Origin of the sequence: Catenulispora acidiphila DSM 44928 (genome assembly GCF_000024025.1) — a bacterium.
Taxonomy (GTDB): Bacteria; Actinomycetota; Actinomycetes; order Streptomycetales; family Catenulisporaceae; genus Catenulispora; species Catenulispora acidiphila.
On sequence record NC_013131.1, the window covers coordinates 9028368 to 9048388 of the forward strand.

Annotated in this window: 18 protein-coding genes and 1 pseudogene; 7 read left to right on the plus strand and 12 right to left on the minus strand. The window is 71.2% G+C overall.

Going from position 1 to position 20021, the window contains the following annotated elements; genetic code table 11:
- Positions 1-84: 84 nt before the first annotated feature.
- From CACI_RS38475 to CACI_RS38485, 3 genes are all read right to left on the minus strand, one after another.
- The gene (locus CACI_RS38475) at positions 85-1347 is read right to left on the minus strand and encodes an MFS transporter (RefSeq protein WP_015796334.1); all 1263 of its coding nucleotides are present in this window, start codon (positions 1345-1347) and stop codon (positions 85-87) included.
- Between the two features lie 62 nt (positions 1348-1409).
- The gene (locus tag CACI_RS38480) at positions 1410-2507 is read right to left on the minus strand and encodes a branched-chain amino acid aminotransferase (protein WP_015796335.1); all 1098 of its coding nucleotides are present in this window, start codon (positions 2505-2507) and stop codon (positions 1410-1412) included.
- 226 nt (positions 2508-2733) lie between these two features.
- Positions 2734-3810, minus strand: a complete 1077-nt coding sequence (locus CACI_RS38485) for a 3-isopropylmalate dehydrogenase (RefSeq protein WP_015796336.1) — start codon at positions 3808-3810, stop codon at positions 2734-2736.
- 431 nt (positions 3811-4241) lie between these two features.
- Here CACI_RS38485 and CACI_RS38490 point away from each other — a divergent pair, with 431 nt between their 5' ends.
- On the plus strand, positions 4242-5072 hold the full coding sequence (locus tag CACI_RS38490; protein WP_015796338.1) for a class I SAM-dependent methyltransferase: 831 nt from the start codon (positions 4242-4244) through the stop codon (positions 5070-5072).
- Between the two features lie 35 nt (positions 5073-5107).
- Here CACI_RS38490 and CACI_RS38495 read toward each other — a convergent pair whose 3' ends face one another.
- Together CACI_RS38495 and serA are read right to left on the minus strand one after the other, a co-directional pair.
- On the minus strand, positions 5108-5365 hold the full coding sequence (locus CACI_RS38495) for a hypothetical protein (RefSeq protein ID WP_015796339.1): 258 nt from the start codon (positions 5363-5365) through the stop codon (positions 5108-5110).
- A gap of 216 nt (positions 5366-5581) precedes the next feature.
- Positions 5582-7174: a phosphoglycerate dehydrogenase gene (serA, locus tag CACI_RS38500; protein WP_041543479.1), complete on the minus strand. Its 1593-nt coding sequence runs from the start codon at positions 7172-7174 to the stop codon at positions 5582-5584.
- 301 nt (positions 7175-7475) lie between these two features.
- Between serA and CACI_RS38505 the strand changes: the two genes are divergently transcribed.
- Both CACI_RS38505 and CACI_RS38510 read left to right on the plus strand, forming a co-directional pair.
- Positions 7476-8630 (plus strand): Mrp/NBP35 family ATP-binding protein, encoded by a 1155-nt coding sequence (locus CACI_RS38505; RefSeq protein ID WP_015796341.1) that lies wholly within the window; start codon positions 7476-7478, stop codon positions 8628-8630.
- Positions 8631-8700: 70 nt separating this feature from the next.
- Entirely contained in the window at positions 8701-9726 is a 1026-nt protein-coding gene (locus CACI_RS38510) for an aminoglycoside phosphotransferase family protein (protein ID WP_015796342.1), read from the plus strand.
- A 136-nt stretch (positions 9727-9862) separates the two neighbouring features.
- Here CACI_RS38510 and CACI_RS38515 read toward each other — a convergent pair whose 3' ends face one another.
- From CACI_RS38515 to CACI_RS38525, 3 genes and pseudogenes are all read right to left on the minus strand, one after another.
- Positions 9863-10168 (minus strand): hypothetical protein, encoded by a 306-nt coding sequence (locus tag CACI_RS38515; protein ID WP_015796343.1) that lies wholly within the window; start codon positions 10166-10168, stop codon positions 9863-9865.
- Between the two features lie 68 nt (positions 10169-10236).
- Positions 10237-10506: pseudogene (locus tag CACI_RS53975) on the minus strand (WhiB family transcriptional regulator); the annotation flags it as partial.
- Positions 10507-10684: 178 nt separating this feature from the next.
- Positions 10685-11131 carry a hypothetical protein gene (locus CACI_RS38525; protein WP_015796345.1) on the minus strand — a complete coding sequence of 149 codons (447 nt, stop codon included), beginning with the start codon at positions 11129-11131 and terminating at the stop codon, positions 10685-10687.
- A 443-nt stretch (positions 11132-11574) separates the two neighbouring features.
- Here CACI_RS38525 and CACI_RS38530 point away from each other — a divergent pair, with 443 nt between their 5' ends.
- A complete protein-coding gene (locus CACI_RS38530; RefSeq protein WP_015796346.1) occupies positions 11575-12843 on the plus strand; it encodes a hypothetical protein in 1269 nt (422 codons plus the stop codon).
- A complete protein-coding gene (locus CACI_RS38535) occupies positions 12840-14078 on the plus strand; it encodes a hypothetical protein (RefSeq protein WP_015796347.1) in 1239 nt (412 codons plus the stop codon). Before CACI_RS38530 ends, CACI_RS38535 begins: the two co-directional genes overlap by 4 nt.
- Here CACI_RS38535 and CACI_RS38540 read toward each other — a convergent pair.
- On the minus strand, positions 14048-16411 hold the full coding sequence (locus CACI_RS38540; RefSeq protein ID WP_015796348.1) for an ATP-dependent DNA helicase UvrD2: 2364 nt from the start codon (positions 16409-16411) through the stop codon (positions 14048-14050). The genes CACI_RS38535 and CACI_RS38540 overlap by 31 nt on opposite strands.
- Before the next feature lie 113 nt (positions 16412-16524).
- On the opposite strand from CACI_RS38540, the gene CACI_RS38545 reads away from it, so the two are divergent.
- Positions 16525-16779 carry a mycoredoxin gene (locus tag CACI_RS38545; protein WP_015796349.1) on the plus strand — a complete coding sequence of 85 codons (255 nt, stop codon included), beginning with the start codon at positions 16525-16527 and terminating at the stop codon, positions 16777-16779.
- Between the two features lie 132 nt (positions 16780-16911).
- On the opposite strand, the gene CACI_RS38550 is transcribed toward CACI_RS38545, so the two are convergent.
- Complete coding sequence (locus CACI_RS38550) at positions 16912-17235, minus strand: hypothetical protein (protein ID WP_015796350.1); 324 nt, start codon at positions 17233-17235, stop codon at positions 16912-16914.
- A 326-nt stretch (positions 17236-17561) separates the two neighbouring features.
- On the opposite strand from CACI_RS38550, the gene CACI_RS51765 reads away from it, so the two are divergent.
- The gene (locus CACI_RS51765) at positions 17562-17705 is read left to right on the plus strand and encodes a hypothetical protein (RefSeq protein ID WP_190276682.1); all 144 of its coding nucleotides are present in this window, start codon (positions 17562-17564) and stop codon (positions 17703-17705) included.
- Between the two features lie 31 nt (positions 17706-17736).
- Here the strand turns inward: CACI_RS51765 and CACI_RS38555 are convergent, their stop codons facing one another.
- The gene (locus CACI_RS38555; protein WP_143765560.1) at positions 17737-18762 is read right to left on the minus strand and encodes a trypsin-like serine peptidase; all 1026 of its coding nucleotides are present in this window, start codon (positions 18760-18762) and stop codon (positions 17737-17739) included.
- Positions 18763-18973: 211 nt separating this feature from the next.
- Positions 18974-19999: an NAD(+) diphosphatase gene (nudC, locus tag CACI_RS38560; protein WP_015796352.1), complete on the minus strand. Its 1026-nt coding sequence runs from the start codon at positions 19997-19999 to the stop codon at positions 18974-18976.
- Positions 20000-20021 lie beyond the last annotated feature (22 nt).

Here is a 20021-nt window from a genome sequence, read left to right on the forward strand (position 1 = left end):
GCGCGCACGCCGTAATAATCTGCGGCTGCTGCTGCATGGCTCCAACCCTGCCACATCCGGAAGCCGCTGGGACAGCGTGTCTCGTCATCCGGGATCGGGTACATCGCGCATGCGGCGCAGCGGCGAGAAGAACACCCAGGCCACGGCCGCATAGCTGCCGGCCACGGCGATCCACAGCGTGGGCCGCAGCCCGAGCCAGGTACCCACCAGACCGCCGAGCAGCGCGCCGAGCGGCATGGTGCCCCAGACGATGAAGCGAACGCTGGCGTTCATCCGGCCGAGCAGCGCGTGCGGGGTGATCGCCTGCCGGTAGGACACCTGCGCGACGTTGTAGACGACCGCCATCATCCCGAAGAACGTCAGGCCGGCGGGGTAGAACAGGGCGCCCCACCCCGGCGTCGCCAACGGCGCCAGGAACGTCGGGAGCCCGAGCACCAGCGGCGCCAGCCAGATGATCCGCGCGCTGCCGAAGCGCTGCGCCAGCGGCCGCGCGACCAGGCCGCCGACCATCCCGCCGACCGCGGCCAGGCTGAGCACCGCGCCGACGCCGCTCGGCGTGAGGTGCAGCGTCCGGACCATGAAGGGGATCTCCACGGCCAGCAGCATCGAGCTGAACAGGTTGCTGGTGCCGGTGCACGCCACGACCTTGCGCAGGATCGGATGCCGCACGACGAAGTGCAGCCCTTCCTTGATGCCGTCTCGGATCCTGCGTTCCTTGTGGCTGGGATGCGGCGGCGGTTCCGGCATCCGGATCAGCAGCAGCGACACCGCCGACAGGCCGTAGCTGGCGGCGTCGACGATCAGGGCCCGCGCCGCGCCGAGCGCCCCGACCAGCACTCCGCCGAGCGAGGGCCCGGCGAACTGCGCGAAGGCCTGCGTGGTCCCGAGCTTGCCGTTGCCGTCGACCAGCTCGCCGCGCTCCAGCAGCACCGGCAGGTAGCTCTGGTAGGCGACGTCGAAGAACACGGTCAGCACACCGGCCGCCAGCGCGACGATCAGCAGATGGAGGTAGGTCAGGTGCAGGCCGGGCAGCGTGGCCAGCGGCACCGAGGCCATCAGCAGCAGCCGGCCCACATCGCACCACATCATCAGGCGGTGCTTGGCGGCGCGGTCGACCAGCGCGCCGGCCGGCAAGGCGACGAGCAGGAACGGGACCGTGCTCATCGCGGTCAGCAGCCCGACCTGGAAGGTGCTGGCATCCAGCAGCACCACCGCGGCCAGCGGCAGCGCCAGCACGGTGATCGCGCTGCCGATCTCGCTGACCGACTGCCCGCCCCACAGGAGCAGGAAGTCGCGATGCCGCCACAAAGAACGGCGGGGCGCGGAGTCGGTCAGAGTGTCGGTCACTCCCTGACTTTCCCCCGCGCCCCGCCGGGTTTCAAGCTGTTAACGGATCCCCGGCCGGTCGGCTAGGCGATCTTGCGCAGCCAGTGGTGCAGGTCGGGCGCCTTGCCGGTCTGGATGTCCAGCAGCGCCTCGCGGATGCGCAGCGTCACCGGGCCGGGCTCGCCGTCACCTATGGCGAACTCGCCGTCCTTGCCCTTGACCCGGCCCAGCGGCGTCACCACGGCCGCGGTCCCGCAGCCGAACACCTCGGTGATCTCCCCGGCGGCCACGCCGTCGCGCCACTGCTCGACCGAGATCGTCCCCTCCTCGGCCGGGATGCCGAGGTCGGCGGCCACCTTCAGGAGCGAGTCGCGGGTGATGCCGGGCAGCAGCGAGCCGGTCAGCGCCGGGGTCATCAGCCGCGCCTCGGCGCCGGTGCCGTAGACGAAGTAGAGGTTGTTGCTGCCCATCTCCTCGACGTACTTGTGGTCGACGCCGTCGAGCCAGACCACCTGGTCGCAGCCCTGCTCCACGGCCTGGGCCTGGGCCAGGAAGCTGGCCGCGTAGTTGCCGCCGCACTTGGCCTCGCCGGTGCCGCCCTTGACCGCGCGCACGTAGTCCTCGGACAGCCACACCGTCACCGGCTTGACGCCGCCGGCGAAGTAGGAGCCGGCGGGACCGGCGATGAGCATGAACAGGTACTCCTTGCTCGGCGAGTTCACGCCGAGGCCCACCTGCGTGGCGAACATGAACGGCCGCAGGTACAGGCTGCGGCCCTCGCCCTCGGGCACCCACTCGCGGTCGACCGTGACCAGCGCGTCGATGGCGGCCAGGAACAGGTCCTCGGGCAGCTCGGGCATCGCCATCCGGGCGGCGCTGCGGTTGAAGCGCGCGGCGTTGGCGTCGGGGCGGAAGGAGACGATCTGGCCGTCCGCCGTCCGGAAGGCCTTCAGGCCCTCGAAGATCTCCTGGCCGTAGTGCAGCACCGAGGCCGCCGGGTCCAGGCTCACCGGGCCGTAAGCCTCCAGGACCGCGTCGTGCCAGCCCTTGCCCTCGGTATAGCGGATCGTGACCATGTGGTCGGAGAAGATCTGGCCGAACCCTCCCACCGCCTTCAGCGCCTCGCGCTCCTCGACGGCCTTGGGGGTGCTGCTCGGCTTCAGATCGATGGTCAGTGTCATCTCGCGCGTCCTCCTTGACGGCCTCGACGGCCTGCTCTGGCCCGGAATGCAGCCGAGGTGCGCAGCTCGCAGCGCCCCTCCCAGGAAAATCCCATTATCTGAGACGTTACCCCAGGAGCGGGGCGAGGCATACCTCGCACTGGTGCCCTTTGGCGGGCATGACAGATACCGGCCTGGCTTCGTGCTGCCGCCAGGCCGGTCCGGGTGGGATCACTACAGCGGCGTGTTACAGACCGGCGGCCTTGGCCGCCAGCGCGTCGCCGATCTCGGAGGTCGTCCGCGGCGCGTCGTGCGCCGCGCGCTCGGCGAGGTCGGCCTCCACGGCCGCCTCGATCTTGCGCGCGGATTCGGACAGGACCGGACTCGCCTTGGTCCGTCCGAGGTGCTCCAGGAGCAGGGCCGCGGACAGCACGGCGGCGGTCGGGTCCGCCTTGCCCTGGCCCGCGATGTCCGGCGCCGACCCGTGTACGGGTTCGAACATCGACGGGAACGTGCCGGTGACGTCCAGGTTCCCGGAGGCCGCCAGCCCGATGCCGCCGGTGACCGCGGCGGCGAGGTCGGTGATGATGTCGCCGAACAGGTTGTCGGTGACGATCACGTCGAACCGCTCCGGCTGCGTGGCCAGGAAGATGGTCGCGGCGTCGACGTGCAGGTAGTCGGTGGCCACCTCGGGGAACTCCGCGGCGACCTCGGTGAACACCCGGCTCCACAGGGAGCCGGCGAAGACCAGCACGTTGGTCTTGTGGACCAGCGTCAGCTTCTTGCGCGGCCGGGCCTGGGCCCGGGCGAAGGCGTCGCGCACCACGCGCTCGACGCCGTAGGCGGTGTTGAGGCTGACCTCGGTGGCCACCTCGTGCACCGTGCCCTTGCGGATGGTCCCGCCGTTGCCGGTGTACGGACCCTCGGTGCCCTCGCGGACCACGACGAAGTCGACCGCGCCGGGCTCCCTGAGCGGACCGGGTACGCCCGGGAACAGGCGCGAGGGCCGCAGGTTGACGTGGTGGTCGAAGGCGAAACGCAGCTTGAGCAGCAGCCCGCGCTCCAGCACCCCGGAGGGCACGCTCGGGTCGCCGATCGCGCCGAGCAGGATCGCGTCGTAGCCCTGGAGCTCGGCGAGCACCTCGTCCGGAAGCGTCTCGCCGGTGGCGTGGTAGCGGCGGGCTCCGAGGTCGTACTCGGTGCCCTCCACCTTCACGTCCTGCGGCAGCGCGGCCTGCAGGACCTTCAGGGCCTCGGCGGTGACCTCGACGCCGATGCCGTCGCCGGGGATCACGGCCAGCCGGATGGAGGAGGGTGCTGTCATGGTCCTACGGTAAACCGTGTCTCGATGGGCAAGCTGCGAGTGTTCGGTATGTGGACGCTCACGCCGCTCAGCGGCTGCGGCGGTCCAGCGCCTGCTGCAGCGCTTCGCGGGCAGCGGCGGCGGCCTCCGCGGAGGAGGCCGGGGAGGTGCGGGGACGGCGGGTGCGGGTCATGGCGGACTCCAGACAGGCTCGTGATAGCGGATGGTCGTCTTAAGGGGAGGACGACTCCGAAGGGTGCCGGAGTACAGCTGAGGAACTACCGCGGTAAGGGTGGCCTGCGGCGCAAGGAAAACACTAGGACATCCGACTAAATCTTGTCTGCGCCCCGGGCGGATGTTCTTACGATGTGAGACCACCGCGATGCGCCCCGCTCCGTCCCCCTTCGCCGCCGGAGTGCCGGTTCCGCCCCGGCAGCGAAGAATCAGGGGCTATGAGCCAGGCTCCCGCGCACACCCCCGACACCGCCGCGCACCAGCCCGATCCACCCCGCGAACGCTACGGCGACCGCCTGTTCCGCCCGGAGCGCCTCGACACCGAGATCCCCCGCCTGTCCGCCCGCGCGGCCATGTACGACGACCACACCTTCGGCTGCCTGAAGGCGCTCGGCGTATCCCCCGGATGGCGCTGCCTGGACGTCGGCACGGGCCCGGGCCACGTCGCCCGCTGGCTCGCCGCCGCCGTCGGCCCGCAGGGCACCGTCACAGCCCTGGACCGCAGCACCCGCATGCTGGACACCTACGCCCACCCCCCGAACCTCGACGCCCTCGAAGCCGACGCCCTGACCGCCGAACCGGGCCGCTACGACCTCGTCCACTGCCGCCTCACCCTGATGCACACCCCGCAACGCGCCGCCCTCCTGGCCCGCATGGCCTCCTGGGTCCGCCCCGGCGGCTGGCTCATCGTCGGCGACGACGTCGACTTCGCCACCCACTCCTCACCCCACCAAGCACTCCGCCAAACCTTCGCCGCCATGCGCCGCATGCTGAACACCACCATCGGCACCGACTTCCACTTCGCCCGCGACTACCCCGGCCACCTCCGCGAACTCGGCCTGACCCCCATCGGCGAACAGGCCACCACCCCGACCCTGCGCGCCGGCACCGCCCCCAACGAATTCTGGCTCCGCACCTGGGACCAACTCTGGCCGCGCATGGAACTCGACGAGGCGGTCTACCGGGAGGCGCGCCGCCTGTTGCAGGACCCTGAGGTCGTCGACCTGTCGCTGACGCACATCACGGCTTGGGGGCGGCGGCCCGAGTAGCGGTCGCGACCGTCAGCGGGCGTCGGCGACCATGGTCACCAGAGGTCCCAGCACGCGCCGTGTCTCGGGCGGGCGTCAGGCTCGGCAAGGTGCTCGAGGTCGCCGCCGGCCCGGTACGTGCTCGCGACGAGCACGCTGTACGTCCGGAATTCCGCTCGCGCACGCCGTTCGAGCCTGTTGGCGTAGACGGCCAGGGTGCTGCGGCGCTTGCCCCGCCAATACGGCAGCAGGACAAGCCGAGGCGGCATGCCCTCCCGGTATCTGACCGGGAGGTGGTGATCGGTGCGGGACACGCTGACTCCAGCGGCTGTCCCGTCAGAGACTCTGACGGCGCCTAATGGTCGGCGCCGGTGAACCGCCCGCTCAGTCGCGTACGCATGCCCCCGATACTGCCCGCTCGGCCGCACTCGCCGCGACCGGTTTCCCGTGCCCCGCACGCCGACGGGCGGCCCCGGAATCCGGGACCGCCCGTCGCAGTGTTCTGTCTGACCGGCTCGGGCCGGCGGTGCTCAGTTCTCCAGCGAGATGCTGTGCACCGCGGTGGCGCCGATGGCGGCCTTGATCTCCTCGAGCAGGCCGGCCGGGACCACCGAGTCGACGGTGAGGGCGACCAGGGCCTCGCCGCCCTTGGCGGCGCGGGCGACCTGCATGCCGCCGATGTTGATGCCCGCGGCGCCGAGGACGCCGCCGAGCTGGCCGACGACGCCGGGGCGGTCGGTGTAGCGCAGGAAGAGCAGGTGCTCGGCGATGGTGACGTCGAGCTGGAAGCCGTCGACCTCGACGATCTTCTCGACCAGGCGCGGGCCGGTGACGGTGCCGGAGACCGAGACCACCGAGCCGTCGGCCAGGACGCCGCGGACCGTGGTCATGTTGCGGTAGTCCGGGCTGTCCGAGCTGGTCGTCAGCCGGACCTCCATGCCGCGCTCGGTGGCCAGCAGCGGGGCGTTGACGTAGGACACCGAGTGCTCGACCACGTCGGCGAACACGCCCTTGAGCGCGGCCAGCTCGAGCACCTTCACGTCGTGCTGGGTGATCTCGCCGCGGACGATCACGTCGAGCTGGGTCGGCGCGGCGCCGGCCAGGGCGGTGAAGACCCGGCCCAGGCGCTCGGCCAGCGGCAGGCCGGGACGCACGTCCTCGGCGATGGTGCCGCCCTGCACGTTCACCGCGTCCGGGACCAGCTCGCCGGCCAGCGCCAGGCGCACCGACTTGGCCACCGCGATGCCGGCCTTCTCCTGGGCCTCGTCGGTCGAGGCGCCCAGGTGCGGGGTCACGACGACCTGGTCCAGGTCGAACAGCGGGGACTCGGTGCACGGCTCGGTGAGGAACACGTCGACCCCGGCGCCGCCGACCCGGCCCTCCTTGATCGCGATGGCCAGCGCGGCCTCGTCCACGATCCCGCCGCGCGCCGCGTTGATGATCCGGACGCCCGGCTTGACCTTGGTCAGCGCCTCCTCACCGATGAGCCCGAGGGTCTCGGGGGTCTTCGGCAGGTGCACGGTGATGAAGTCGGACTCGGCCAGCAGCTCGTCCAGGCTGACGACCTTCGCGCCGAGCTGCCCGGCCCGGGCCGGCTGCACGTAGGGGTCGTAGGCCAGCAGCCGCACGCCGAACGGCGCCAGGCGCTGGGCGACCAGCTGCCCGATCCGGCCGAAGCCGACGATGCCGACGACCTTCTCGTCCAGCTCCACGCCGGTGAACTTGCTGCGCTCCCACTTGCCGGACTTCAGCGAGGCGTTCGCCTTGGGGATGTGCCGCGCGGTGGCCAGCAGCAGCGCGATCGCCAGCTCCGCGGCGGAGGTGATGTTCGAGGTGGGGGCGTTGACCACCATGACGCCGGCCTTGGTGGCGGCGCCGACGTCGACGTTGTCCAGGCCGACGCCGGCCCGGGCGACGACCTTCAGCTGCCCGGCGACGGCCAGCGCCTCGGCGTTCACCTTGGTCGCGGAGCGCACCAGCAGGGCGTCGGCCTCGGGGAGCGCGGCGAGCAGCTCGGCGCGGTCGGCGCCGTTGCAGTGCCGGATCTCGAAATCGGGGCCGAGCGCGTCGACGGTGGCCGGCGACAGCTCCTCGGCGATCAGGACGACGGGTTTGGCGGACACCACGGCCTTGGTCACGACAGCTCTTCCTTCACGCAGGTCAGAAGTGAATTCGCCCGGATCCACGACGCTGTGATGTGGGCTGTACGCGCCTCAGTGTAGACCTTGCACGGCGGCCCTCACGTTCCTCGCCGCGTAATGAGACACGGTGTCGACCGGACAAGAACCGGACAAGATGGAGTGCCACCGGCGCGCTACCGGAGCGAGAATGCCCCCGCCGAGGCGCACGCGCCGCCATCTCGCGTGACGCAGCGCATACAAGGCGGCGTCCGTGTCCGCGCGGCGAAGACGTAGCATCGACGGTATGAGTATCGCCGTCGAGCATGGGATCACCGAGGACGCCATCCACAAGGCGCTCTCCAAGGTCCAGGACCCTGAGATCCACCGCTCCATCACCGAGCTGGACATGGTGAAAGAGGTCCATGTCGCCGCCGACGGCACCGTCAAGGTGGCCATCTTCCTCACGGTCGCCGGCTGTCCGATGAAGGACCGGCTCACCAACGACATCAAGTCCGAGGTCGGCACCATCGCCGGCGTGAGCGCCGTCGAGGTCGAGCTCGACGTGATGAGCTCGGAGCAGCGCGAGGCGCTGAAGACCAAGCTGCGCGGCGGCCAGGTCGACCGGGAGATCCCGTTCGCCCAGCCCGGCAGCCTGACCCGGGTGTACGCGATCGCCTCCGGCAAGGGCGGCGTCGGCAAGTCCTCCGTCACTGTGAACCTGGCGGCGGCGCTGGTCGCCAAGGGTCTGAAGGTCGGCGTCGTGGACGCCGACATCTACGGCCACTCGATCCCGCGCATGCTCGGCGTCACCGAGCCGCCCACGCCGATCGACGACATGATCCTGGCGCCGACCGCGCCGTCGGGCGTGAAGGTCATCTCCATCGGCATGTTCACCCCGGGCAACTCCCCGGTGGTCTGGCGCGGACCGATGCTGCACCGCGCGATCCAGCAGTTCCTCGGCGACGTCTACTGGGGCGACCTGGACGTCCTCCTGCTGGACCTGCCGCCCGGCACCGGCGACATCGCGATCTCGGTGGCCCAGCTGGTCCCGAACGCCGAGATCCTGGTCGTCACCACGCCGCAGCAGGCCGCCGCCGAGGTGGCCGAGCGCGCCGGCACCATCGCCGTGCAGACCCGCCAGCGCATCACCGGCGTCATCGAGAACATGTCCTGGATGCCGTGCCCGCACTGCGGCGAGCAGGTCGACGTCTTCGGCAGCGGCGGCGGCGAGACCGTGGCCGAGGCCCTGACCCGCGCCACCGGCACCAAGGTCCCGGTCCTGGGCCAGATCCCGATCGACGTCCGGCTGCGCGAGGGCGGCGACAACGGCCAGCCGCTCACCGCCTCCGACCCCGACTCCCCCGCGGCCCAGGTCCTGATCGGCATCGCGGACAAGATCGCGACCCGCAGCCGCGGACTGGTCGGCATGTCGCTGGGCGTCTCCCCGGTCCGCAAGTAGCACGAGCGGCAGGACCGGCACGACCGTCTCGCACGGACGACGTCTCGCAGGACACTGACCGCGTGCCACGATGAGGGGCATGCGGTCAGTACCTCTGCTCGGCGATGTCCTGACGGCCCAGCTCGGCGCTCCGAAGCGGGTCAAGACGCTCAGCAGCAGCCCGCGCTCGGCGGTCTGGCGCGCGGCCTTCGGCGGCACTCCGGCGGTGATCAAGCATCTGGTCCCCGGCGACGGCGCGGACGACTTCTTCGCCCGCGAGGTCGCGGCTCTGCAGGCGGCATCGGCCGTGCAGCCGCCGGTGGTGCCGCGTCTGCTCGGCGCGGATCCGGTCGAGCGCACGCTGGTGACGGAGTACGTGGAGGAACGCCCGCCTGCCGCAAATTGGGTCGTCGCGTACGCGGCAGCGCTGGGACGACTGCACGGAGCACCGACGGAAGGCGTCGATCTGCCGCGCTGGAACGGACCGACGAGTGCGGACGTCGAGGCGTTTGTGAAGCTTGCGGCATGGCTCGGCGCAACGGATACCGACAAAGCTTCCGCAGAGCTCGAAGACCTGCTCACTCGCTTGAAGACGCGGTCCTCTCGCCGAGACCTGCTGCACGGCGATCCCTGCCCGACCAACGACCTGCACACGGCACAAGGCGTCCGGTTCATCGACTTCGAGCAGGCGTCGCTGGGTGACGGGATGGTCGAGTCGGCGTATCTGCGCATCGGTTTCCCGACCTGTTGGTGCTCGACCACCCAGCCGCCCGAGCTGCTCGCCGAAGCCGAGGCGGCGTACTCCGCCGCGTCGGGACGCACCATCGACGAACACGAACTCGCCGACGCCTGCACGAGTTGGACGATCCGCGGCGACGCGCTCGTCGAGCGCGCGTTCCGGGAGACGCAGGACCACCTCGCGCGGCTCGCCGTCGAGGACTGGAAGTGGTGGACGGTCAGCGCCCGCGACCGGCTGGCGTACCGGCTCGGCGTGATCGGAGGTCTCGCCGCCGACGACGGTCCGCTCGGCGAGACGGCGCGACTCGCCGGGTGGATGCGGGCGGCGATGCTCGCGCGGTGGCCGGGACTGCGGCCGCTGCCGGCGAAGCGGCCTTGAGCGTTGCCCCACAAAGCACCGAGGGCCGACCCCCGAAAAGGGTCGGCCCTGCTCACAGCGTCTCACAGTGGACCGGCCGCGACTACGGACACTGATGTCCGCAGCCGCCGGCCTCTGTCCTGAAGTGCGGTGTCCCTCAGCTCAGGAACAGCCCGGCGAGCGTCCGGCGCGCACGCCGCCCGCTCTCCTTGCGCACACGGCTCGCCTCGCGCCGCAGACGCTGGCGCTCCGCCTGGTCGCGCAGCTCTTGTGATCGGTAGCGTGCGGCTTCTTCGTACTGGAATAGCATCTGAAAACTCCTTGTGGGATCGCCGGTCTCGGCGGTCGCTGAAATCTGTCTCGGGTACTGCTCGAACTGCAGGTCCTGCTGTGCCTGCTGCGGGTTCTCGGCGAGGCCGGGACGGCGCAGCATGCGCTGGCGGGGAAGACCGTGGGCGCTCATGCCGGGATCGCAACCTTCTTGGCGGCCTCGACCGCGGCGGCGGCCTCGGCGGCGATCTGGGCCTCGACCAGAGCGGCGTCCTTGCGGGGACGCCCACGCGGCCGCTTGCGCGCCACGATCACACCCTGGACGAAGAGCTCACCGCCCCAGACCCCCCACGGCTCGCGGCGCTCGAGAGCGCCGGCCAGGCACGCGGACTTCACCGGGCACTCGACGCAGATCGCCTTCGCGAACTCGACGTCGGTGGGAGTCTCGGCGAAGAACACCTCGGGGTCGTACGCCCGGCAGGGCAGGGTGGTGTCGGTCTGCTCGACGACCGTGTCGAACACGTTCTGCACTGTGAGTCACCTCGTCAGTTGTCTTCTCCCGGCTTGAGTTCTTCAGACCGGGTCCTGCGGTACCGCTCCCGCCACGGGGTCACCGTCGCGGGCCGTACTGTCGTGCGGAAAACACGAAGGCCGCGGATCCCTTATCGGGATTCCGCGGCCTCAGGTCCTGCCGGCTGAAGAGAGCTCTTCATCCAGGTGGACCAGAGGTGCGGAAGTCCCACGGGGTCATCGGCTTGCTGCCGTTGTCGCCCTTGCTGCTGTCGTTGCTGTCGTCGTCGCGCTCGGAGGTGCCACTGCCGTCGATCGGCGCCTGCTCATCGGCCAGGATCCGGCCCGTCCCAGGAGCCGGGACCAGCTGGAAGACCGGGCGCGGACGCTCTTGTCCCAGCTGACCGACATAGCCGTGCCGCTCCAGCAGGCCTTCGCCCAGGGCCACCAGACCCAGGAACCCGGCCGCGCCGGCCAAGCCGGTACCGGAGACGGACTCCACCTGCCACGCGGCGGCTGCCGAGCCGAAGCACTCCTGCCCGGACACCCGGCGGCAGTCGGCGGCGAAGGCTTCGAGCGCGCGGTAAACCGGCGCAGGGGTCATCGCAACACGGTTGTCGACAGCGGTGCCGGTCATGATCCTCATCGAAATTCGCCTCCTTCACTTCGCCTGGGTGTGGACAGAGCCGCTGGCAGTCGGCACCACACGTCGTACAGTTGGAATTCTTCAGTTGCGCACACAGTGGTGCTCTGGGCGATCTCTCGCCCGCATCGGAAGGTTAGATGATCCCCGTTAAGGGCCGCAATCTATTTTTGACCTGCGGTTTCGCCCCTGAGCCAGAACCCTGGCTCCGATAGCCCCCACCACCGGTCGACATAGTTGCCCCCAACCTCGACGCTGACCATGCTGTCAGAGCCGCACCCGGCTGTCACCCCTTTCACGGCAACTTTCTGGAAAACTTCGCGGGAAGATGAGTGAGGATTGAGTTGGAGGGCGGGGGCACTCCATATAGGTCGAGGGGCTAAGTTCCTGCGGTAGTACGGACACGGCTCCACGCGCTGGTAAATGGGTGAGGGATATAGGGGCGGATGGACACGAACCACGGCGCCGCCGGCGACCCATCGGACGACGAGATCTTCGGCCCGATCGAAGACGGTGAAGAGGTCTTCGAGTGGGTCGACGACCAGGACGGTACTGACGAGCCCGGCGAACAGGCGGTCAAGCCGCCGCCCCGCACCTTCCGGGAACGCATGGCCGCGGTCCGCTCCGGCGGTCGGCGCCTGCGCGACTCGCGCCGCGAGATCGCGGCGGCGGCCGCGGCGCTCGTGCTGGCCTGCGCGATAGGCGGGGCGTGCACCGCCTGGTTCGACACCGTGGCCGGGGCGGCGGACCGCGCGGACGTCGTCTCGCTCGCGATCAACTCCGTGGTCGACGGCGACCCGGCGGCCTCCTCTTACAACGCCCACGACACCTCCGCGACCGGCCAGTATGTCGTCGAGGTCGCCAACAACAGCCCGGACGCGGTGACCCTGACCTCTGTCAGCGTCGACGCCGGGCCGCTGATGATGACGAGCAGCGCCTGGAAGCCGGTCGGCGGCTCGGCGCGGATCCCCGGCGGCGGCGCCGTCAAGGTGGCGCTCACCGTCCGCTTGTTCTGCCCGTCGATCCTCCTGAGCCAGCAGACCGGGATGCTCGCCGCCGGGCCGGGGACCGGCGGCGGCGTATCGCTGGCGTTCCCGGCCGTGCACGTGCAGGCCGTCGACTCCGACGGCGACCCCCGCGACATGGTCCTGCCGACCCGGGTCGGATCGTCCGCCCAGCTCGCCGACTCCCAGCTGACCTTCCGCGGCCCGAGCGGCGCGCCGATCCCGGAGATCGTCTCCGCCGACGCCGGCGCCTGCGGCCAGTACGCGACGGACCGCAATTCCCAGCGCAGCACCATCAGCATCGGCGCGGACCCGTTCCCGAGCGACGTGGCCTTCGACTACGACAAGGTGCTCTCCCCCGCCGACCACAACTCCTTCGTCGTCGGCTTCACGGTGCGGAACACCTCGAACCGGGCCGTGACCGTGGCCGCCCGCGGCGTGACGTCCTACGGGGACGCCCCGGGGCTGCGCACCGTCTGGCTGCCCGCGTCCCTCACACTCGCGCCCGGCCAGAGCGCGCCGGCCCGGCTGACGGTGAGCATCCAGGACTGCACCAGCATCCTGAGCAGCGATCCCGTGCTCGGAGGAACCATGCTCGAGGTGGACGGGGACGGCGGCTCGCCGCAGCCGGTGTTCATCGACCAGGCGCTGACCGGCTCGCTGCGGCTGGCCGGCGACATCGTCCACCAGGAACAGGCGGCGTGCTCATGACCGACCTGATCGAGTCCGAGGACGAACTCCTCGACCCGCAGACCGGCGCCGTCCCCGCCGCACCGCGGCACCGCCTGCTCGCGGCGCTGCACCGGCTGCGCCAGCGCACGCCGCTGGGCTCCGGGCACGAGGTCGATCCGGAGCGGCGCCGGCGGCGGACGCTGGCCGGCCTGCTGGCGCTGGCCTTGGTGGCCGGCGCGGGCGCCACCGGGGTGGCCGTGCACAGCCGCGACCTCCGCCACGCCCGCGCGCAGACCCGGGACCGGATGCTGCTGCACCTGCTCGGCGGCAGCGCCACCTTGACCCTCACGGCGGCCAACGTCGCCAACGGCCTCGGCATGCCGCCCGACTTCCAGACCCCGCTGTCGGCCGACTTCTCCATCGCCGTGCGCAACGACGGCGCGAAGCCGCTGGAGGTCACCGCCATCGCGATCTCCGTGCCCGGCGTGGAGGTGCTCGCCTCGGCGCCGCACATGACCCTGCCGCCCGGCGACGCCGAGGCGTTGACCAGCCGGATCACCGTGGACTGCGCCGCCGCGAACCTGCCGCAGTACCCGTCCGGGGTGACGCTGACCGTGCGCACGCCGGCCACGAAGGGCGTTCCGGCCGGTCCGGCGACCAGCGTGCCGATGTCCTTCGACCCCGGGCACCCGGCGATGCCGGACTCGAGCGACGACACCTCCCCGACGGACCCCTACCTGCTCGGCGCGACCGACTCCTACGGGTCCTACGTCACCAGCAGCCTCTATCGGCTGTGCGGCGACGTGCTGGCCATGATGCCGTCGCAGGTGAGCGCCACCGCGGTCTCGGGTTCGCCGAGCCCGCAGAACCCGGTGGTGAGCTACTCGCTGCACATCGACGGCAACCCCAAGTCCGCGCAGATGGCCGTACCGCTGCCGAAGCCTCCGGCCGTGCCCGGCGTGACCGCGCGGACGGACCTGACGTCGCCGCAGGAGGTCGGGAGCGAAGGGCTGGACGTGAACGTCACCGACCGGATCACCGACTGCGACGCGTTCGGCCGCTACCTGGCGGTCCGGGGCGGAGCCACGCAGGCCTCGGAGGCGCTGAACTCGGCGACGCCGATCGGGCTGCAGCCGGTCGATCCGCGGTTCCGGACCACGCCGACCCAGCTGGCCGCGGCGGCGCAGCCGGAGTTCGACGGGATCACGCCGGGGACCGCCGATCTGCAGTCGACGCTGCTGGTTCAGCTCGCCGCGGCCTGCCCTGACTTGTGAGCGGGGTCGGGCTCGGAAGCCGTCTCGGACGTCTGAGCCGTGCGCGGCTTGGGAGCTGAACCAGAGCTCTGAGCAGACGTCTGAGCAGAGGTCCGGGCCGAGCTCTGGGCCGTCCCGGACTCGGAACTCGCGATGAGCCCCAGCACCTCGTCCCCGTAGCGGTCCCCCTTCGCCTTGCCGACCCCGGCGATCTTGATCAGGGCGGCGAGCGTGGCGGGCCGCGACTCGCCGATCGCGATCAGCGTGGCGTCGGTGAAGACCGCGAACACCGGCAGCTTCTGCTTCTTCGCCTGGTCCGAGCGCCATTCGCGCAGCGCCTCGTACAGCTCGGGGTCCAGGGTGCTCGGGCAGCCCTCGCAGCGGCCGATCTTGCGCTCGGCGGCGTCGATCAGAGCCCGGTGGCAGACCCGGCAGGTGATCGGCTCGACCGTGCGGCGCGGGCGTTCCTCGCTGTCGCCGGACGAGGTGGGGACGCGGCGCCGTCCGGAGCCACCGCCTCTTATGACGCCGCCCGCCGCGCCCTCGCGGGTGTCGCGGCCGACGCCGCCGCGCAGCCCGTCCAGGAACCGCGACGGGGAACGCGAAGCCCGGCCGCCCGGGGAGCGCGCCAGCGCCCACGACAGGAACAGCCGCTCGCGAGCGCGGGTGACCCCGACATAGAGAAGCCGCCGCTCCTCCTCCACCTGCTCGGGGGTCTCGGCGTAGGTGATCGGCATCATGCCCTCGGTCATGCCGACCAGGAAGACCGCGTCCCACTCCAAGCCCTTGGCGGCGTGGAAGGTGGACAGCGTGACGCCCTCGACGGTCGGCGCGTGCTGGGCGTCGGCGCGCTCGCGCAGCTCGGCGCTGAACCGGTCGAGCCCGGCGTCCGGGTGCGTGCGGCCGTACTCCTCGGCCAGGGAGACCAGCGCGGCCAGCGACTCCCAGCGGTCGCGCAGGCGCCCGGCGCCCTTGGGCGCGAGCGGGGTCCAGCCGTGGCTGGCGAAGATCGCGCGGACCTCCGTGGCCAGGCTCCCGCCCTCGCCGTCTTCGGCCGGGCCGCCGCCGAGGCCGGGGAGGGCGTCGGAGGCGTGGTCGGAGCGGGCCTTGGCGGCGCCGCGCAGCCAGACCTGGATCGCCTCGCGGACTTCGGGGCGCTCGAAGAAGCGCTCGACGCCGCGCAGTATGTAGGGCACGCCGGCGTCGCTGAACGCCTGCTCGTACTCCTCGGACTGCGCGTTGATGCGGTAGAGCACGGCGACCTCGGAGAGCCGGACGCCCGCGTCCACCAGCTTCTTGATCTCCCGGGCGACCTCGCGGGCCTCGGTCTCGGCGTCGGGGTGCTCGGCGAACTTCGGGCGCGGACCGTCGGCGCGCTGCGCGATCAGCTGGACCCGGGCCTTGGCGGCGCGGCCCTCGGCGCGGTCCAGCAGAGCGTTGGCCAGCGCGACGACCTGCGGCGTGGAGCGGTAGTCGCGGACCAGCTTGACCACGGTCGGGTCGTCGAAGCGGTCGGCGAAGTCCAGCAGGTAGCGCGGGTCGGCGCCGGTGAAGGAGTAGATGGTCTGGCTGGCGTCGCCGACCACGCACACGTCGCCCCGCTCCCCCAGCCAGCAGTCCAGCAGGCGCTGTTGCAGGGGGTTGACGTCCTGGTACTCGTCGACGGTGAAGTAGCGGTACTGGTTGCGCACCGTCGCGGCGATGTCCGGGCGCTCCTCCATGATGCCGATGGTGAGCAGGAGGACGTCCTCGAAGTCGATGGCGTTGCGGTCCCGCTTGGCGCTCTCGTACTCGGCGTAGACCTTCGCCACCTCGGCGGCGTCGCGCGGCGGCGTGCGCTGCGCCTTGGCGGCGGCCGCGGCGTAGTCGTCGGCCACCACCTGGGTCGACTTGGCCCACTCGATCTCGCCGGCCAGGTCGCGCAGCTCGGCCCGCTCGGCGTGCAGCCGCAGCCGCCGGACCGCCTCGGAGACCAGCGGGATCTTGGAGTCGACGAGCTGCGGGTTCGGGCCGCCGACCGCCTTGGGCCAGAAGTACTGCAGCTGCCGCAGCGCCGCGGCGTGGAACGTCCGCGCCTGCACGCCGCCGGAACCCAGCTGCCGCAGCCGCCCCCGCATCTCCCCGGCCGCCCGCTGGGTGAAGGTGACGGCCAGCACCTGGCTCGGGATGTACTCGCCGGTCGCCACGCCGTAGGCGATGCGGTAGGTGATGGCCCGCGTCTTGCCGGTCCCGGCGCCGGCGAGCACGCACACCGGCCCGTGCAGCGCCTCGGCCACCGCCCGCTGCTCGGGGTCGAGCGCGTCCAGCAGCGCGGCGGCGGGAACCGGGCCGGAACCGGGATGAGTCAGCGGCATCCGTCCATGGTCGCACCAACCCCGGACAACAAACGCCGCGCATGCGGAAGAATCACAGCCCGCCCCTGGTTGCACACACCGGATGGTCCCGACAGCCGATGAGGAAGTGGAAGATGGACGACCAGATCACGATGTACTCGACGAGCTGGTGCGGTTACTGCCGGCGGCTGAAGAGCCAGCTCGAGCGCGAGGGCATCGGATTCGCCGAGGTCAACATCGAGCAGGTGCCCGAGGCGGCGGACTACGTGATGAGCGTCAACGGCGGCAACCAGACCGTCCCGACCGTGGTCGTCGTCGCCCCCGGCGGCGAGAAGGTCGCGATGACCAACCCCTCCCTGGCCCAGGTGAAGCAGGCCGCGGGCATCTGAGCCACACCGTCCCACCGCGCCGCCCGCACCATCCCGCGGCGCGAGCCTCCGGCTCCCGGGCCGGAGGCTTTCCCCTGCCCGGGCGCGTCCGGACGCGCCCGGACCGGCACACCCGGCGACAGTCTGGCGCTCTCAGGCCTCAGCCTCTTCGGCCGCCGGCTCCTCCTCGTCCGGCAGCGGCTCGCCCCGCACGAACGTCACGTCCGGCTCCGAGGCCGGGTTGATCCAGGAGCGCATGGTGATCATCGGCGACCAGGACTTCGTGTCTTTCTGCCACTCCGCCACGGCGGCGTGAAAGTCCGGGTTCGCTATGCCGAGGGACAGGCTCGGGAACGTCTGAACGGTTGTGGAGTTGTCCTCGAGGTAGTGCCCCCAGGACTTGCCGCACTTGCAGTAGCGCTTCTCAGGGAAGAGCTTCACGATGTCTTGGCAGTGCGCGCAATACAACAATTTCATGGCTGCAAGGTAGCCGCAGCGCACTGCGACGGCACGGCATTTCCCCCGTCGGCGGCCACTCCATCGCGGTGAGCGCTACCGCCGGCTGTTCTGGAACCGGCGTATCAGGCGGCGGATGATGAAGACGATGAACATGGCGGCCTCCCAGGCCTTCGCTGCTTCCCCGTTCTCGGGCTCGCCAGTGAAAGTACCGGCCGCGACCTGCTGCGGACCTCAACCCTTGGGTTGACCCACGGGTGGAAACCGGGTGGAAGCCCGGCCACGTTCGGGTGGCATCCGCTCACCGTGGGTTACGCCTCGGTCACCGTACGACTACACCTGATGCCATGACCAAGACAACAGGCGTCTTCCTCGCCCTCATCGTCGTGGGCATCGCGGTGACCACCGGGACGCATGCGCACACGCGTGCCGCCGCGCCGACGTGTCCAGCGACATCGCCGGCTCACGCGGGTTCAGCGGCGGGCCGCTAGGAACGGCCGATCGCGAGGCGGGCGGTCGTCCTCAGGGAGCCGGCGAGCCGTTCGCGATGCCGTAAAGCTGCTTCGCGCTGTCGTCCAGATACGGTCCGGCGAGCCAGTTCCCGCCGCGGGCGCTGTGCGCGCTGCCGACCGAGGTGTTCGTCACCAGCGACACGTCCCCCGCGGCCTGGCCCGGCGCCCGCGCGAACCAGCCGCCGCCGGAGGCGCCGCCGGTGAGGTCGCAGCCGGCGCGGTACTCCTTCGCCTCCGGGCCGAGCTCCGTGACGTTCAGCAGCTGCACCGTGTCGGCCGTGCAGCCGTACTGCGTCATGCCGTTGTACGGCTGCGCGGCGGGGTAGCCGCGGATCGACATCTGCGGCGTCTTGGACTGTTCGGTGGGGGCGTTGAACCACATCGGCACCGGCTTGGCGCCCGCGGACTCCACCGCCGCGTCCAGGGTCTGCCCCTGGGAGTTGCGCCCGACCTCGATCACGCCGTAGTCGTGCGCCAGGTCGCCGCCGTGCTCGTCGCCGCTCTTGACCCACTCCGGGGAGGTCCAGACGTGGACGGCCGGGAACGAGCCGAGCGGGGCGTACGCGGACAGGTCGCTGGGGTCCACGTTCGGGTCGCCGTCGGGGTTGTCGAAGGCGGGCACGAAGACCATGTTCATGTGCCAGGTGCCGCCCTTGCCGTCGTGGACGCAGTGTCCGGCGGTCCACACCAGGCTGGCGTTCTGGCTCTTGATGACGGTGCCGGAGCACACGTAGTAGTTCCCGGAGTCGGCGTCGCCCTGCCGGTAGAAGAAGAGCTTGCCGGTCACCGCGCCGGTGGTGGTCGTGTACGGGCCCGGCAGTTTGCGCGCCGCGACCGTCTGGGGCAGTGGCGCGTTGTCGAACGAGGGCAGCGACTGCTGCCCCGTCAGGCCGCCGTCCTTGCCCTGATGGGCACCGCCGGCGGAGGGGGCGTTCGGGCTGAGCACCGCGCCGACGAAGTCCTTGCCGAACTCGCCTCCGGAGGACTGCTGTCCGATCACGCCGGAACTGGCGCAGCCGGCCGCCAGAGAAGCCACAGCCAGCGCCGCTACGAGCGTCGCAACCACTCGCCCCTTGATCTTCCGGCCCCCGCGTGCGCGTGTCAGCATGGCGTCGCCTCCCCTCCGTTCACCGCCGACGACCCTACCAATCGTTCTCTAAAAGAAGCCTGAGTCGCCGGCGAATCGATGAGGGAACTGTCGGGCATCGGTCACCTTCGAGCCGGGGAGGCGTCGGGCACCGTACGTTTCAGTGCCCGGCCGGGTCGCCGCCGTACCAGTGGTTGACCAGACGCCGCGCGATCGAGATCTCCGTCGGCAGCATCACGAGATCGCCGGCGGTGACCGCTTCCTTCAGCTCCGCCCGCGAGTACCACTTCGCCCAGTCCAGCTCGGCGCCGTCCAGGTGCAGCGCCGGGTCGTCCACGGTCGTGGTGAAGCCGAGCATCAGCGAGCGGGGCAGCGGCCACGGCTGGCTGCCGAGGTAGCGCACGGACGTCACCCGCAGCCCGGCCTCCTCCGCGCACTCCCGCGCCACCGCCGCCTCCAGCGTCTCGCCGGGCTCGACGAAACCGGCCAGCACCGAGGCCCGGTTCGGCGGCCACGACGCGTTGCGCGCCAGCAGCAGCCGGTCGTCCGGGTCGGTGACCGCCATGATCACGGCCGGGTCGGTCCGCGGGTAGTGCTCGGTACCGCAGTGGTCGCATTTGCGCACCGAGCCGGCGTCCGTCACCCGCGTCGGGTATCCGCACACGCCGCAGAAGCCGTGTGTCCGGTGCCAGTTGTCCAGCCCGACCGCGTGCGCCAGCAGGCCGCCGTCCCGGTCCGACAGCACCGCCGCGACCTCGCGGACGTGCCGCAGCTCGCCCAGCGCCGGCGCCTGCTCGGCGGCCGGCGGCCGCGGCGAGGTCAGCGCTTCGCCCGGGGTGGAGGCGGAGCCGGCGGTGGAGGCCGTCGGCGCGCCGTCCGGTCCCGGCGTGCCGACGCTGACCGCGAAGTACGCCACGTCCTGCTCGTCCACGCCGAGGAAGTAGCGCTCGGCGCCGGGATACCGGGCGTCGAACACCGACCCGGGGTGGAACACCAGCCCGGCCTCCGGCTCCAGTAGTGCCTCGGCCCGGCTGTCGTCGACCGCGAACACCCGGGTGCCGGCGTCGGCCCAGGCCGCGGCCAGCCAGTCCTCGTCGGTGCGCCGCTCGCCGGCCCGGTCGACGACCGAGCGCGCCAGCAGCATCCGGCCCAGTTCGCCCTCGAAGTAGTTCGCCTGCTCGCTCATCGGCGGGTCCTCCCCGAATAGT

Coding starts and splice junctions, on each gene's coding strand:
- CACI_RS51765 (WP_190276682.1), top strand. CDS start 17,562: ATGACCAAGACAACAGGCGTCTTCCTCGCCCTCATCGTCGTGGGCATC.
- CACI_RS38510 (WP_015796342.1), top strand. CDS start 8,701: ATGAGGGGCATGCGGTCAGTACCTCTGCTCGGCGATGTCCTGACGGCC.
- CACI_RS38525 (WP_015796345.1), bottom strand. CDS start 11,131: ATGAGGATCATGACCGGCACCGCTGTCGACAACCGTGTTGCGATGACC.
- CACI_RS38545 (WP_015796349.1), top strand. CDS start 16,525: ATGGACGACCAGATCACGATGTACTCGACGAGCTGGTGCGGTTACTGC.
- CACI_RS38540 (WP_015796348.1), bottom strand. CDS start 16,411: ATGCCGCTGACTCATCCCGGTTCCGGCCCGGTTCCCGCCGCCGCGCTG.
- CACI_RS38530 (WP_015796346.1), top strand. CDS start 11,575: ATGGACACGAACCACGGCGCCGCCGGCGACCCATCGGACGACGAGATC.
- CACI_RS38535 (WP_015796347.1), top strand. CDS start 12,840: ATGACCGACCTGATCGAGTCCGAGGACGAACTCCTCGACCCGCAGACC.
- CACI_RS38515 (WP_015796343.1), bottom strand. CDS start 10,168: ATGAGCGCCCACGGTCTTCCCCGCCAGCGCATGCTGCGCCGTCCCGGC.
- CACI_RS38490 (WP_015796338.1), top strand. CDS start 4,242: ATGAGCCAGGCTCCCGCGCACACCCCCGACACCGCCGCGCACCAGCCC.
- CACI_RS38480 (WP_015796335.1), bottom strand. CDS start 2,507: ATGACACTGACCATCGATCTGAAGCCGAGCAGCACCCCCAAGGCCGTC.
- nudC (WP_015796352.1), bottom strand. CDS start 19,999: ATGAGCGAGCAGGCGAACTACTTCGAGGGCGAACTGGGCCGGATGCTG.
- CACI_RS38550 (WP_015796350.1), bottom strand. CDS start 17,235: ATGAAATTGTTGTATTGCGCGCACTGCCAAGACATCGTGAAGCTCTTC.
- CACI_RS38485 (WP_015796336.1), bottom strand. CDS start 3,810: ATGACAGCACCCTCCTCCATCCGGCTGGCCGTGATCCCCGGCGACGGC.
- CACI_RS38505 (WP_015796341.1), top strand. CDS start 7,476: ATGAGTATCGCCGTCGAGCATGGGATCACCGAGGACGCCATCCACAAG.